This is a genomic window from Paenibacillus puldeungensis (genome assembly GCF_042678945.1).
Lineage (GTDB): Bacteria > Bacillota > Bacilli > Paenibacillales > Paenibacillaceae > Fontibacillus > Fontibacillus puldeungensis.
This window is the reverse complement of sequence record NZ_JBHTLM010000019.1, coordinates 1-14,856: the sequence shown is the minus strand read 5'-3', so window position 1 is coordinate 14,856 and position 14,856 is coordinate 1. Positions and strand designations below refer to the sequence as shown.

At 48.2% G+C, this 14,856-nt stretch carries 15 protein-coding genes, 1 rRNA gene and 1 other annotated feature; all 16 genes read left to right on the top strand.

Features of this window, described 5'->3' with window-relative positions:
• The first annotated feature begins 32 nt into the window (after nt 1-32).
• Nucleotides 33-929: a peptidoglycan DD-metalloendopeptidase family protein gene (locus ACFQ3W_RS20530; RefSeq protein ID WP_379321106.1), complete on the top strand. Its 897-nt coding sequence runs from the start codon at nt 33-35 to the stop codon at nt 927-929.
• Complete coding sequence (locus ACFQ3W_RS20525; protein ID WP_379321105.1) at nt 922-1,779, top strand: M50 family metallopeptidase; 858 nt, start codon at nt 922-924, stop codon at nt 1,777-1,779. Before ACFQ3W_RS20530 ends, ACFQ3W_RS20525 begins: the two co-directional genes overlap by 8 nt.
• A gap of 65 nt (nt 1,780-1,844) precedes the next feature.
• A complete protein-coding gene (locus ACFQ3W_RS20520; protein WP_379321104.1) occupies nt 1,845-3,032 on the top strand; it encodes an Rne/Rng family ribonuclease in 1,188 nt (395 codons plus the stop codon).
• Between the two features lie 56 nt (nt 3,033-3,088).
• Nucleotides 3,089-3,173, top strand: a sequence feature (ribosomal protein L21 leader region).
• 13 nt (nt 3,174-3,186) lie between these two features.
• The gene (rplU, locus tag ACFQ3W_RS20515) at nt 3,187-3,498 is read left to right on the top strand and encodes a 50S ribosomal protein L21 (protein ID WP_059040908.1); all 312 of its coding nucleotides are present in this window, start codon (nt 3,187-3,189) and stop codon (nt 3,496-3,498) included.
• Between the two features lie 13 nt (nt 3,499-3,511).
• A complete protein-coding gene (locus ACFQ3W_RS20510) occupies nt 3,512-3,844 on the top strand; it encodes a ribosomal-processing cysteine protease Prp (protein ID WP_379321103.1) in 333 nt (110 codons plus the stop codon).
• 18 nt (nt 3,845-3,862) lie between these two features.
• Entirely contained in the window at nt 3,863-4,174 is a 312-nt protein-coding gene (rpmA, locus tag ACFQ3W_RS20505) for a 50S ribosomal protein L27 (RefSeq protein WP_379321102.1), read from the top strand.
• A gap of 179 nt (nt 4,175-4,353) precedes the next feature.
• Nucleotides 4,354-5,118 carry a Spo0B domain-containing protein gene (locus ACFQ3W_RS20500; protein WP_379321101.1) on the top strand — a complete coding sequence of 255 codons (765 nt, stop codon included), beginning with the start codon at nt 4,354-4,356 and terminating at the stop codon, nt 5,116-5,118.
• Complete coding sequence (obgE, locus tag ACFQ3W_RS20495) at nt 5,109-6,422, top strand: GTPase ObgE (protein ID WP_379321100.1); 1,314 nt, start codon at nt 5,109-5,111, stop codon at nt 6,420-6,422. The genes ACFQ3W_RS20500 and obgE overlap by 10 nt, the downstream gene beginning before the upstream one ends.
• Before the next feature lie 155 nt (nt 6,423-6,577).
• The gene (locus ACFQ3W_RS20490; protein WP_379321099.1) at nt 6,578-7,015 is read left to right on the top strand and encodes an ACT domain-containing protein; all 438 of its coding nucleotides are present in this window, start codon (nt 6,578-6,580) and stop codon (nt 7,013-7,015) included.
• A 50-nt stretch (nt 7,016-7,065) separates the two neighbouring features.
• Nucleotides 7,066-8,352 (top strand): homoserine dehydrogenase, encoded by a 1,287-nt coding sequence (locus ACFQ3W_RS20485; protein ID WP_379321098.1) that lies wholly within the window; start codon nt 7,066-7,068, stop codon nt 8,350-8,352.
• A 70-nt stretch (nt 8,353-8,422) separates the two neighbouring features.
• Entirely contained in the window at nt 8,423-9,493 is a 1,071-nt protein-coding gene (gene thrC / locus ACFQ3W_RS20480) for a threonine synthase (protein WP_379321097.1), read from the top strand.
• On the top strand, nt 9,490-10,452 hold the full coding sequence (gene thrB / locus ACFQ3W_RS20475) for a homoserine kinase (RefSeq protein WP_379321096.1): 963 nt from the start codon (nt 9,490-9,492) through the stop codon (nt 10,450-10,452). Before thrC ends, thrB begins: the two co-directional genes overlap by 4 nt.
• Before the next feature lie 3 nt (nt 10,453-10,455).
• Nucleotides 10,456-11,349: a prephenate dehydratase gene (pheA, locus tag ACFQ3W_RS20470; RefSeq protein ID WP_379321095.1), complete on the top strand. Its 894-nt coding sequence runs from the start codon at nt 10,456-10,458 to the stop codon at nt 11,347-11,349.
• A 9-nt stretch (nt 11,350-11,358) separates the two neighbouring features.
• A complete protein-coding gene (ilvE, locus tag ACFQ3W_RS20465; protein ID WP_379321094.1) occupies nt 11,359-12,237 on the top strand; it encodes a branched-chain-amino-acid transaminase in 879 nt (292 codons plus the stop codon).
• 161 nt (nt 12,238-12,398) lie between these two features.
• Nucleotides 12,399-14,363: a LysM peptidoglycan-binding domain-containing protein gene (locus ACFQ3W_RS26075; protein ID WP_449290211.1), complete on the top strand. Its 1,965-nt coding sequence runs from the start codon at nt 12,399-12,401 to the stop codon at nt 14,361-14,363.
• A 368-nt stretch (nt 14,364-14,731) separates the two neighbouring features.
• Nucleotides 14,732-14,856, top strand: a 16S ribosomal RNA gene (locus tag ACFQ3W_RS20450); the annotation flags it as partial.

Sequence of the window (14,856 nt, the reverse complement as noted above, 5' to 3'; positions counted from 1 at the left end):
GAACACCTGAGGTAAAAATGGGGTGAATGAGAATGGACGTGAAAGCTAACGTGAAGAAACGGAGGGCAGAGCGAATTCGTCAATTAACGCTGGAGGATGCTGCAGGCCCTCTTCTCCCGGAAACGGCGGGGCGAGCTAATAATATCAGCGCAGTCAGGCCGAAAGAACCACCCAGCGAAATAAGAGAGACGGATCAACAGGAGCAAGACCCGGAGCTTGCGTGGAAGCAGCAGGGGCAAGGCAGATGGCGGGAGTCTTACGGCTGGAATAGTACGAAATACGATGATAATTTTCCTGTTAAACGTCCTTCCTTTTGGAAATCGCTGGTTGTCCGTTTTATTATCAGCGGGATCATTTTTACAGCCGTATGGGGGATTGACCGGTATGAACCATCTTGGGCGCTGCCGCTGCGCGCCTTTATTGTAGAATCATTAACCGAAGAAATGGATTTTGCCGCGGTGGAAACCTGGTATGAAGAACATTTTGGGGGTCCTCCTTCGTTTATTCCAATTTTTAAGCATCATGGAGACAGCGGGGTAAAGGTCGGGGCGGCTGGGGGCTTTACTTCTCCCATGTCAGGTAGTTTTGCCGGGACTTTTGCGCTTAGCTTAAGGGGAGTGGAAATTATTCCTGAATCCCGAGGCAGCAATCGTATAGTGCAGGTAAAAAATGTACAGACAGGGCGGGTCCTTAGTGTGACTCAGGATGCGCTAACAGGTCCGACGGTTACGGTTCAGCACGCTGATGGATATACTTCAATTTATGGACATTTAGAGCAAATTTCAGTCGAGAAAGGCGATTGGCTGGAAGGGGGCGATGTAATCGGAAGCCTGCCGCCAGCCTCGGAGTCACCGCTTCCTACCTTGTATTTTGCTCTAAAAAAAGATGACCGGTATGTAGACCCGGCGGATGTGATTCCATTTGATTAAGTGGCGTGGCATCACGGTGACATTTCATCCTTTTTTTGTCATCATCATGTTGACCTCCGTATTAACCGGGCATTTTTTGGAGCTACTTGCGCTGTTTGCCATTGTATTTGTACATGAACTGGGACATGTCGCAGCGGCTCGTTGGTTCGGAATTACGGTCTTGTCCGTGCAAATGCTTCCATTTGGGGGCGTGGCTGTTATGGAGGATACGGGTTATGTGACCGCTGGGCGGGAAATGGCCATTGCCCTCGCGGGGCCTTTTCAAAATCTGGTGCTAATCGGGGCTTCTTGGCTGCTTCATGCGGCTGGCTTTTGGGACGGGCCCTTTCTGGCCTATTTTATCCAAAGCAATATGATAATTGCACTATTTAATCTACTGCCAATCCTGCCTCTAGATGGTGGGAAAATATGTCAATCTATATGCAGTATCTTGCTTCCTTATCATTCAACGCTTGTCTGGTCGCTCCGGATCAGTCTCGTGTTTAGCACCTTGCTGCTTGCCTATGCTGTAGTGCCTGTCCTGCTGAACTTTGGCGGATTGCAATTCAATTTACTGCTTGTAGGCTCCTTCTTGCTTTATTCGAATCTGATGGATTACCGAAACATCCCTTATCGATTTCTGAGATTTCTCATGAATCGCGATAAGAGCTTTATGAGGCACCTAGTAGGCGGCAGCTTGGCCCAACCGATTGTTGCCGAAAAGTCGAAACCTTTGGATCACATTTTACGTCTATTTAAAAGGGAAAAATATCACTTTATTTATGTGATGAACCATCAGGGAAATGTCGTTGCCGTTGTGCCGGAGCAGCGGGTAATTTCCTCTTATTTACGGGGGAATCCCGGCGCCTAAAGAGTGGAAACCATGGTATAATGAAGCGGACAATGTTTCTGACAGAACGTAAGAAGGGTGAGATCATGAAAAGGATGATTGTTCACTGTGAACCCGGCTCTACAGAGATGGCGCTTATGGAGAACGGCAATCTGGTGGAGTATGCAGCGGAACGTTCTCAGAATAGAGGACTGATCGGCAGCTTTATCAAAGGCAAAGTCGTAAATGTGATTCCAGGCATGCAAGCTGCTTTTGTTGATATTGGACAGAAAAAGAATGCATTTCTCTATATCGATGACGTACTGCATCCTCATCTGGAAAAGCAGCCAAAGCATAAGCCGTCGATTTCGGAGCTGCTAAAGCCCGGTCAAGAGCTGGTTGTGCAGGTGATTAAGGAGGCTATTGGCAATAAAGGGGCCCGGGTAACGACGCATTACTCGCTTCCAGGACGCTGGCTGGTTTATATGCCAACAGCCGGGTATGTTGCCGTCTCCAAAAAGATCGGGCGCGAAGAAGAAAGACAACGTTTGAAAACGATTGGAGAAGAGCTGCGTAGCGATGAGGAAGGGCTCATTCTGCGAACGGTTGCCGAGCATGAGGACCGGCAGGCGATTGATGAGGATTTGACGATGCTGCGTAAGCAGTGGGCCGTCATTATGGACAAAGCTCAAAAGGCTTCAGCTCCTTTTTTGCTCCATCAAGATTTAAGCATGATCCAACGTCTTATGCGAGATGTATACAGTCCTGAGACGGATGAGCTCATCATGGATTGCCCTGATCAGGCAAAAGAGGCCCAAGCCTTCCTTCGTGCGATGCTGCCGGGAGAAACGCCGCGAATCGTCGTGTACGCAGGGGAAACTCCGCTGTTTGATCATTATGATATTAAATCTCGCTTGGAAAAAGATTTTCAGCGAAAGGTCTGGCTCCCGGGCGGGGGATATTTGGTCTGGGATACGACAGAGGCGTTGACCGTGATCGATGTAAACACCGGGAAATTTATCGGCGGCGAAAGTTTGGAGGATACGGTGTTTCAGACGAATTTGGAGGCTGCGCAGGAGATGGCCAGACTGGTTCGACTCCGGGATACCGGCGGAATTATCATTGTAGATTTTATCGACATGGAACGTGAGGAGCACCGCGCTGCCGTATGGGAACGACTGGAAAAATCGATGTATGGTGACCGTACGCAGCATCACATTTTAGGATGGACCAAGCTCGGTTTGCTAGAAATGACAAGAAAACGAATGCGTGAGGAAATCACGATTTTTAGTTGATTTTTTATATATCCCATGATAGTATATTAAGGTATGTGTCATGAGTCATGCTTGTGCACATGCTGTAACCGCTCCGATCGGGTCAACAAGTTCGCTAACTAAGCTTAGCGGCACCTGAATCAGGCGAGTCTGAGACATGAGGAGGTGCAAGCAAATGTACGCAATTATCGAAACTGGCGGTAAACAATACCGTGTTCAAGAGGGCGATGTTCTTTACATCGAGAAATTGAACGCAGAGGACGGCGCTAGCGTAACGTTCGACCGTGTGTTGGCAGTATCTAAAGGTGAAGGATTGGTAACGGGAGCTCCATTGGTATCCGGCGCAAGTGTTACGGCGAAAGTCGAAAAACACGGCAAAGGCCAAAAAGTGATCGTTTACAAATACAAACCAAAGAAGAACTACCACAAGAAACAAGGTCATCGTCAACCTTACACTAAAGTAACCATCGAGAAAATCCAAGCGTAAGTAGGTGCGGTTATTGATAATCGTATCCGTATTACGACGAAAGGATAATGGCATTTTGGGTTTTGAAGTGGAAGGTCACGCAGGCTATGCTAAGTCCGGTGAGGATATCGTATGTGCCGGAGTTTCGGCCGTTACCGTAGGGACGGTCAATTCCATTGAGGAACTTACGGGGATCGTTATGGATTCCAAGATGAAGAACGGCTTTTTAAGCGCGAGTCTTCCATCTGTTGTTCCGCCTGGGGCTCTTGAGCGGGCTGAACTGCTGCTTGCCTCTCTTGTCGTTATGCTAAGGACTATCGAAGATTCGTATGGGAAGTATATTCAGATACAGGAAGTCACTATTTGAAGAAGGAGGTAGACCATAATGTTGAAATTGGATCTCCAGTTGTTCGCTTCTAAAAAGGGTGTAGGCTCCACGAAAAACGGACGTGACAGCATTGCGAAACGCCTTGGCGTGAAACGTGCTGACGGTCAAACAGTAACAGGAGGAAGTATTCTCGTTCGCCAACGCGGTACGAAAATCCATCCTGGTACTAACGTAGGCATCGGTTCGGACGACACGCTGTTTGCGAAAGTTGACGGTGTTGTTAAATTCGAACGTTGGGGTCGCGATCGTAAAAAAGTGAGCGTCTACCCAGTGGAAACCGCTCCAGTAGCGGCTGCAGTTGAAGCTTAAGATAGCTGCATAGCGAGCTAGCTTCTAAAGCCCTGGCACAAAGTGCCAGGGCTTTTTTAACGCTTATTCGATTTTTCCGCAACTACATAACAAGGCAATATTTCTTATGGGCTTTATGATATACTGGGTAATGATGCCAGGGTGGGTGCCACCCAAATTGTTAGGGGAACGGAGAGTATATGAAACATCGGTTTGCGGTGCCGGCGGTCGTGGGGCTGCTCACGATCATTTGTCTGGCCTTAAGTTATTATGTGAAATCGCCAATTGGACATGTTATCTTGTGTGCATGCCTGTTCATCGTATTTTGGGCTTACGTGAGATATGTTAAAAAACAGGCGGACAAAGAGCGGAAGTTATTGCTGGAATCGGTACAGCGAACCGCTATGGCCACATTAGGTCACCATCGGCACGACTGGATGAATGATTTGCAGATTTTATACGGGTATATCCAACTAGGGAAGATTGATAAACTTACCGACTGTGTGGAAAGAATAAAAGCAAGAATGGTCATTGAGAGTAAAATCTCAAGACTAGGAATTCCGTCATTGGTCTTTTATTTACAGTCCTTTCGTGAAGTGAACGGATCAGTCCAACTGGAGATGGATATTAAGGATGATTTGCAGCTTGATGGACTTCTGACCGCTAATGACGCGGAGGAATTGACCGAGGCGATCGTGGAGACGGTGAGAGCCTTTCAGTACACCGGCAGGTCGTCGTGGGGAGAAATGCTGCAGATCAAATTATCCATTTTGCGACAGAATGACGAGGTATTGGTACGCTTTGACCAGGAAAGCCCTCACGGAAATATGGAAACGCTGAATAAGCATATGGTTGAATGGATATCGGGTAAACGGGTTCGTGTCGAACAGCCTGATGCCGGTAACTGTTCGTTGCAGCTTAGAGTCCCTTGCGGGAAAATAAATGAGGTGAATGCATGTTTGTAGATAAAGCAAAAATTTATGTTAAAGGGGGCGACGGTGGTGATGGAATCGTCGCTTTCCGCCGGGAAAAGTATGTACCGGAAGGCGGGCCGGCCGGTGGCGATGGCGGTAAGGGCGGCGATGTCATCTTCCGCGTAGACGAAGGCTTGCGGACGCTGATGGACTTCCGTTACCAACGCCACTTTAAGGCGCAAAAAGGTGAAAAAGGGCGCAATAAGAGCCAGCACGGGGCCAACGCTGAAAACATGCTCGTCCGGGTTCCCCCAGGTACGGTCATTATTGACGATGACACTCAAGAGGTGCTGGCTGACTTGACTCGTCACGGTCAGCAAATTGTTGTGGCTCGTGGAGGTCGTGGGGGACGCGGTAATATCCGCTTTGCAACGCCAAACAATCCGGCTCCAGAGCTCGCCGAGCATGGTGAAGAAGGCGAGGAACGCTGGATCGTGCTTGAACTGAAAGTGATGGCCGATGTCGGACTAGTCGGTTTTCCGAGCGTTGGTAAATCGACACTTCTTTCCGTGGTATCTTCGGCAAAGCCGAAAATTGGCGCCTACCACTTTACGACAATTACTCCTAATCTCGGAGTTGTAGACGTTGGTGAAGGCCGCAGTTTCGTTATGGCTGATTTGCCGGGATTGATTGAAGGGGCCCATGAGGGCGTTGGTCTTGGACATGAGTTTCTGCGCCATGTAGAGCGGACGCGATTAATCATTCACGTTGTGGATATGGCGGGTTCAGAAGGTCGGGATCCGTTTGAGGATTGGCAGAAAATCAATGACGAGCTGAGACAGTACAATGCTGATCTCGAGAAACGCCCTCAAATTGTTGCTGCAAACAAGATGGATATGCCTGAAGCGGCTGAAAATCTGGAACAGTTTCGAAAGCAAGTAAGCGAAGTGCGTGACGATTTGGAAATTATGCCGATCTCATCACTCACTCGTCAGGGCGTACAGGAATTGTTGTATCGTGTTGCGGATTTGCTGGATCAAATTCCAGAGCCAAATATTGAGGAAGTTACCGAACTGGAAGAACGGAAAATCTATAAGCTCGACAAACGTGAGGATGAAGAGGACTTTACGATCCGCCGCGAAAACGAGATGTTTATTGTGGAGAGCGTCAAAATCGAGCGGATGATGAAGCGAATGCAGCTTAATTCCCATGATGCGATTCTCAAGCTGGCTCGGACGCTACGGCATATGGGCGTGGATGAGGAGCTACGCAAGCGGGGTGCCAAGGACGGCACGCTGGTTCGTATCGGCGATTTTGAATTTGAATTCGTGGAAGGAAGCAGCTACTATTATTAAAACGATGAAAGCACCGTAAGGTGCTTTTTTTCTATATCGGGAACTTCAACTTGAAAAATCCGCAGCTTCGTATTAGGAAAAGCATTGCCGGATATGCTGCTTTCCGTTATAATGTCCACTATATAAAAACAAAAGTCTCTAAGGAGAGGACGTTTGTGAAGGAGCATTATTATTTGGTTCGTGAGGATATTTTACCCGAAGCCGTTGTTAAAACACTTCAGGTTAAGCAGCTGCTTGCGTCAGGTGAAGTGAAGACTGTTCACGAGGCTGTCGCTCAAGTGGGGATTAGCCGGAGTGCATTCTATAAATATAAAGACGGAATCCATCATTTAAACCAAATTGAACGGGAAAGCATCGTAACCATTTCGTTCGATCTGGAGCACCGGTCCGGTATGTTATCAAAGGTGCTTACGCTCATCGCCAGCTCCGGTGGAAACGTACTTACGATTAATCAAAGTATTCCGCTGCAGGGGAGGGCCAATGTGGTGATCTCTGTGGAAACCTCGCGCCTAACCGAAGAGTTGGATGTTATGCTGCAGTCCCTTCAGGGAGTATCCGGCGTAAGAAGAACACAAATCGTCGGTCAGGGGTAGATGCTGAAGTCTGGGGAAAGGCTTATATAGATAAATGGAGGGGATAGTTGGTGAAACCTGTTAGAGTTGGTTTGCTCGGATTAGGTACTGTAGGTACCGGAGTCGTGCGAATTTTGGAAGGACATCAGGAAGACCTGAGTAGTCAGGTAGGTTCTCCGATTGTGATTGAGAAAATTGCGGTCAAAAATATGCATAAAACCCGTACGCTCACAGTTGATCCCAGCAAGCTGACGGAGGATCCGTGGGAAGTGATCCGTGACCCGGAAATCGATGTCATCGTTGAGGTGATGGGTGGTGTTGAGCAGACAAAGGCCTACATTTTAGAAGCGTTAGAGCGCGGAAAGCATATCGTCACAGCAAACAAGGACCTGATGGCGCTGTACGGCTCGCAAGTTTTGGCAAAAGCGATGGAGAACCAATGCGATGTTTTTTACGAAGCTAGCGTTGCCGGCGGAATTCCGATCATTCGTACGTTGATTGAAGGCTTCTCGTCCGATCGGATCGTGAAGATTATGGGCATCGTAAACGGCACCACCAACTACATTTTGAGCAAAATGAGTCAAGAGGGCGCCTCCTATGAAGACGTATTGAAGGAAGCCCAGCAGCTTGGATATGCGGAATCCGATCCAACTTCCGATGTAGAGGGCCTGGATGCAGCGAGAAAAATGGCGATCCTCGGAACGTTGGGGTTCCGGACCAATGTTGAACTTAGCGATGTTCAGGTGCGCGGGATATCCAATGTATCCAAAGAGGACATTTTGTACGCGAAGAGACTCGGCTATGAAATGAAGCTGCTCGGAATTGCCGAATGCCAAGAAGAGGAGTTCAGCATTACCGTTCAGCCTACGATGGTTAAGAAAACGCATCCGATCGCAGCGGTTAACGGTGTTTATAATGCGGTTTACGTGTTTGGCGAAGCTGTTGGGGAAACAATGTTCTACGGAGCAGGCGCCGGGGAGATGCCTACGGCAACATCCGTAGTCGCTGATTTAATCGCAGTCGTTAAAAACCTGCGGCTTGGCGTCAATGGTCTGAAGGCGATTGTTCCATATAAGCCTAAGAAGCTTAAGACCGATGAACAGATTTTTTATAAAAACTTCTTGCTCCTTCACGTAGATGACAGAGCAGGTGTGCTTGCACAAATTACTCAGGCATTTGCCGAGTTTGAAGTCAGCCTGGAATCGGTCGTTCAGTCGCCGAACACGAATGTGCCGGGTGCTGAGATTATGATCGTCACCCATAGCGCCAGCAAGGCAAGCATGGAAAAAGTGCTAAACTACTTTGAAACGCTTGATGTTATTCACCGGATCAAAAGCGTGTACCGTGTTGAAGGATAAGTGGCTACTGTCAATATAAATACATTTGCTATTCAAAACGCTATTATTAACCAATAAAGGAGTTCATCGTATGAGATACTTGGGTTTGCTGGAAACTTACAAACAATATTTGCCTGTAACAGAGAAGACACCGAAGCTTACATTACAAGAGGGAAACACTCCGCTTGTCCGTGCGGAAAACTTATCGAATGAGCTGGGGCTTGATCTGTATTTTAAATACGAGGGTTTAAATCCAACCGGTTCTTTTAAGGACCGCGGCATGGTGATGGCTGTAGCCAAGGCCATTGAAGAAGGCAGCCATACGATTATGTGCGCATCGACCGGCAATACTTCGGCTGCAGCCGCAGCTTATGCTGCACGCGCTGGTATTGACTGTATCGTCTTGATCCCGAACAACAATATCGCTTTGGGCAAGCTGGCACAAGCTATGATTTATGGGGCGAAAGTCATTGCGATTGAAGGGAATTTCGACCGGGCGCTTGAAATCGTCCGCGAAATTACAGCGAAACATCCAATCACACTGGTCAATTCCGTCAACCCTTACCGCATTGAAGGCCAGAAGACGGCTGCTTTTGAGGTTTGTGACCAGTTGGGGAAAGCCCCTGATGTACTGGCTATCCCAGTCGGTAATGCTGGAAACATCTCTGCTTATTGGAAAGGGTTCAAAGAATATTACGAACGTGGAAAATCAAACTCTCTGCCGAGAATGGTTGGGTTTGAGGCTGAGGGGGCTATGGCAATCGTCAAAGGCGAGCCAATCTTGGAGCCTGAGACGATTGCTACAGCGATTAGAATCGGAAATCCGGCAAGCTGGAAAACAGCCGTGGCCGCTGCTGAAGAATCGGGCGGTCAAATCAATTACGTAACAGATGACGAAATCTTAGAGGCTTATCGCACGATTGCCGGGCGTGAAGGCATTTTTGCCGAACCGGCTTCAGCGGCTTCTGTAGCAGGTGTTTACAAGCTAAAACGCGAAGGCTATTTCAAAGGCGGGGAGACGGTCGTTTGCGTATTAACTGGCCACGGCTTGAAGGATCCGAATATTGCCATTAAAAGCATCGGAGGCGAGCCGCTCGTTGTTCAGGACACCGAAGAGGCCGTTATGGCGGCGATCGCCAAGCTTCAAGGAGAGCAGGCATGATTCGTCAAGATGGTGTCCGGGTCAAGGTACCGGCAAGTACGGCCAACCTAGGGCCCGGATTCGATACCCTCGGTATGGCGCTTTCTCTGTATTTTTACATTGAAATGAAACCAGCGGAATCTACAGTGTTTCATCTACATGGTCAAGATATGGCGGGACTTCCGGAAGATAAAAGCAATCTGGTCTATACAGTAGCCCAGATGGTTTTCGCCGAAGCCGGAGTAGCCTTGCCTGAACTGGAGATTTCCATGTATTCGGACATTCCGCTGACCAGGGGGCTTGGCAGCAGCGCTTCGGCGATCGTCGGGGCGCTGTTTGCCGCGAACCTGCTGATCGGTTCGCCCTTTGACCGGGGGAAGCTGTTCGATATGGCAACAGCCATCGAGCATCATCCGGACAATGTTGGCGCTTCCCTCTTTGGCGGTTTGATCACGGCGATCTGGGACGGCAGTCACGCCGAGTATTTGCGCATAGATCCGCCTGCTGATCTGGATGTATTGGTCGCTATTCCGGATTTCCAATTATCGACCTCCAAGGCACGCGAGGCGCTGCCGACCCAAATCAGCCTGTCCGATGCGGTGTATAACGTCAGTCATGTTTCACTGCTGACGGCTGCTTTTGTCGCTAACCGGCTTGACCTTATCTCGTCCGCGATGCGGGACCGGATTCACCATCCGTACCGGGCGGCGCTGGTTCCGGGGCTGTCCCGGATTTTGGAGGAGGCCGCCGAGCATGGCGCACTAGGAGCCGCGCTTAGCGGTGCGGGACCAACCGTGCTTGCGCTGGTGGACCGCCGCCGCCAAAAAGAGGGGGAACTGGAGTCTTTTCTCTTAGGAGTTCTGAAGGAGCAGGGGATTGCTGCCAAGACAATATGGCTTAAACCTTGCACTTCCGGCGCGATGGAGCTTACTATGGAGAAAGATGTATCATTTCTGGAAAATATCAAAGGGGAATTTTAGTTCATGAAACGTATCGCATTGCTGCCGGAAGGAACAGTATCCCATGAGGCGGTGCTGCACCTGTTAGGGGCGGAGCCGGTTGAATTGCTTCATTTTAAGCAAATATCCGATGTTTTTCTGGCAACGGCCAGTGGAAAAAGCAACTATAGTGTAATTCCAATGGAGAATACGATCGAAGGCTCGGTAAGTCTCCATATGGATTGGCTGGTTCATGAGGTAGAGCTCCCTATTCAAGTGGAATGGGTATATCCGTCTGTTCAAAATATAATCGGCCGGTACGAGGAATTTAGCTCAGACTCTTCCCTGGAAGGCGATATAGACTATTCTAAAGTGATCAAAGTGCTTTCTCATCCCGTAGCCATGGCGCAATGTCTACAGTTCATTCGTTCTCGGATGCCAGGCGCAGAGCTTGAACATACGGGCAGCACGTCCGAGGCGATAGAACTGGTTAAGCAGCACCCAGGTCAAGGCTGGACAGCTATTGGCACTGCACTTGGTGCAAAACGGCATGGGCTGGATGTGTTAGCCGCCAAGGTAACTGACCATGACAACAACTACACCCGTTTCGCACTGATCGGTCGGGAGCCTATAAAGCTGCCAGAAACAGCTGCTCAGAACAAAACGAGTCTCTTGGTGACGTTACCGGAGGATTTTCCGGGGGCGCTGCATCAGGTATTGTCTGCGTTTGCGTGGCGCAAACTGAACTTATCGCGTATTGAGTCGCGTCCTACGAAGAAAAAGCTCGGAAGCTATTATTTCATCATGGATGTGCTCGATTCACTGGACTCGGTGCTGCTTGGCTCAGCGATCGGAGAGATTGAAGCTTTAGGGTGTCAAGTACGCGTGCTAGGTAGTTATCCCAGCTACTCTTTTGGAGAACTAAAAGCGGAGGTGTAAAAAAAACTAATGTCACAGCAATGGATTTACTTAGATGGGCAGTATGTAACGAAAGAGGAAGCTAAAGTATCCGTTTATGATCATGGCTTTTTGTACGGTGACGGTATATTCGAAGGTATTCGCATCTATAACGGTAATATTTTTAAATGCAAACAGCATTTGGACCGCTTATATGATTCGGCAAAATCGATTATGCTTGAAATTCCGCTGACCTATCAAGAAATGCAGGACGCCTTAGTAGAAACACTGCGCCGCAACGAGCTGCGCAATGGATATATTCGCTTGGTTGTATCCCGGGGGGCGGGCAATTTGGGCCTTGATCCTAATCGCTGTCCGAAAGCATCCGTTGTCATTATCGTCGAGCAGTTGGCAATATACTCCGAGGAAGCTTACAAAACGGGGTTAAAAACCGTGTCCGTCTCGACCCGCAGAAACATTCCGGATGCACTTAATCCGAAGATCAAATCGCTCAACTATTTGAACAATATTTTGGTGAAAATTCAGTCCAACCTTTCCGGGGCGGGTGAAGCGATTATGCTGAACTCTCAAGGCTATGTTACGGAAGGCTCTGGCGACAATATTTTTATCGTTAAGAACGGCATTATTGTGACTCCACCATGCTACTTAGGAGCTTTGGAGGGCATCACCCGCGAGGCGATCATCGAAATATGCGAGAAAAAAGGCTATAAATTTAAAGAACAACCGTTCACTTTGCATGATGTTTACGTTGCTGACGAAGTGTTCCTTACTGGAACGGCGGCGGAGGTCATCGCTGTGCGTGAGGTGGACGGCCGTGTGATCGGTGAAGGACATGCTGGGCCCGTAACCTTGAAGCTGCTTGAGGAATTCCGGTCGATCGTAGAGCAAGACGGCTTAAAAGTGTGGTAGTTGCCAGCTAAAGTAATTACAATCCTATTTCCCGTTATGGGGGATAGGATTTTTTATTTGTAATGGATGTCAAAAACCTAGGCGTCTGCATAGGATGTAATAAATGGGCCCCGGGCGAAACAATCGCGTTCCGGAGAAGATACCTAGGAGGTCTTTAACGCGTGAAAATTCATATTGTGAAAAAGGGCGATACTTTGTTTGAATTGTCAAAAAAGTATAACGTGCCTCTGCAGAAGATTGTTGATGCTAACCCGCAAATTACAAACCTGGATCAACTGACCATTGGCGAAAAAGTGAAGATTCCAGCCGTTGCTGTCCCAGTAGGCGGAGGCGGAGAGCAAGCAAATACTTACAAACACGTTGTAAAGCAGGGAGACACGCTGTGGAAGCTTTCCAAGGCTTGGGGCCTTCCGCTCCAGTCTCTCATTGCGGCCAATCCTCAATTGGCCGATCCGAACCAACTGAAAGTCGGGGATATTGTTAACATCCCAGCGGGCTCTGGAGACACTCCAGGGACTCCAGCTATAACGAATCCGCATGCAGGTCACAGCAGCATCATAGAGGCTGAATCGCAGGTAGTAAAGAAGAAGAACACAGCGCCGATAGCCGGTGCACAAATGAACGAACCGGGCAATGTTATGGCTGAAGGGATTCAACCTAAGCCGCTTAAAAAGAAACCAACGATGGAAATGCCTACGGAGGTTCCAGCACCACAGCCAGCTCCCATGGAAGCACCTAAGCAGGAGGCAGTGCAGGTGATGCCGCCAAAACAAGAGCCAGTCAATGTTCAACCGCCTAATCAGGAGCCAGTCCATATAGAACTCCCAGTAGAAATCAAAATTGAGGTTGAGCAAATTCAATATGAGTCGACGAAGCTTCAGCCGATCAATATTCAACCAACTCCGTATGAGCCAGTGAAAACCGAACCGGTTAAATACGAGCCGATAAAGGTTGAGCCACCTAAGGTTGAACCGATGAAGTATGAACCCATGAAATATGAACCCATGAAATACGAGCCAATGATGTATGAGCCGATGAAGCATGAACCCATGAAATACGAGCCAATGATGTATGAGCCGATGAAGCATGAACCCATGAAATACGAACCAATGATGTATGAACCAATGATGTATGAACCGATGAAACATGAATCGATGAAGTCTGACCCTACCTATGATTCGATGATGTATGAGCCGATGAATGTAGGACCTATGATGCACGAACCGGCAAAATACGAGGAACTCCCAAGTCTTCCACAGCCGGAGTACCCAAATCTGCCCTATCCGCAGTATTATCAAGTGGAGCAACCACCGGCAATACTTCCGGCGATGGAATACCCTTCTTCTCCTTGCGGGTGTTCGGGCCCAGCTCCTTACCCATACCAACAACCCGAAAGCCAGCATCTATTTTATCAATATCAAGTCCCTGCTGAAAAAGTATCATCATATTACGATTTTCCAGAGCCCCATCATGAACAAGCGATGATGTATCTAGGATCCATGGCTTCAGAATACCCTGGAATATCAGCTTCACCGGCCTATCAAATGCCTGAAATGGGGGGGATGATGAACCCCATGGAAAATGCAGCTTATCCACATTATGGTCACCAGCCTTATACAGCCTCTCAGCCAGCGCATGCTTTCCCTGAGATGTATGGAAACGCCCCATTTCCACAGGAAATGAGTTGGCAGCATCCAGGTTATGATTATCATCCAAGCTACAGTTCCCCTATGTCATCTTACGGGGCTCCGTTTGCCTACCCGCAAGCTCCTTCAGTCCCGGGGCCAGCAATGGCGGTTGGCGGACTCATGACACCGGAACTACCTATGATGCCAGAAGCAGCAAAGGGCGAAATTGGTGGATTAGAAAATATGAAGGGATACCTCGAACGAGATCTTAAAGGAGAAGGAACCGCTGAAATCTCTGTGGAGTCTGTAGATCCCGGCATAATAGAGACATATCCGCAAGACACTAAGGACGTTAAAATTTCTGCGAATGAGCCTGAAAAGAAGGGTCGTAGTAAAAAGCAAACCAAGGCTACTTTAGAAGCTTCTAGCAAAAAAGAACGTCATGGAGGCACAAAAGAAAAAGCCGTGGGACGCAGCAATCCGTGGATTAATGATTAAAATTAAGGCGGGGGAAGCGTGCTCCCTCGCCTTTCTATTATTTTTTCCTCTATTTTCCCACAACTTATTTCACGATCTAGCTTGAGGAGAAAAAGGTTATGTGGTATATTAAATGTCCCTCGATAGTACTTCAGAGTTATTATTTGAGCGGGGCAGATAGCTTCGAAAAACAAATTTTATACCTCTTAAAAAAATGCTTGCTATCTGATTTTGAATGTGTTATATTATTTAAGTTGCCGCTGAAACGCGGTGATGAACGAAAACGAAGTTGATCTTTGAAAACTGAACAACGAGTGAGTATTAAATGAGAATTAAATTCTCGTCAGTAACGAAATGAGCTAATCGCTCTAAAATAAAGCATCAAAACTTTATTGGAGAGTTTGATCCTGGCTCAGGACGAACGCTGGCGGCGTGCCTAATACATGCAAGTCGAGCGGAGCTGATAGAGTGCTTGCACTCTAGATGCTTAGCGGCGGACGGGTGAGTAACACGT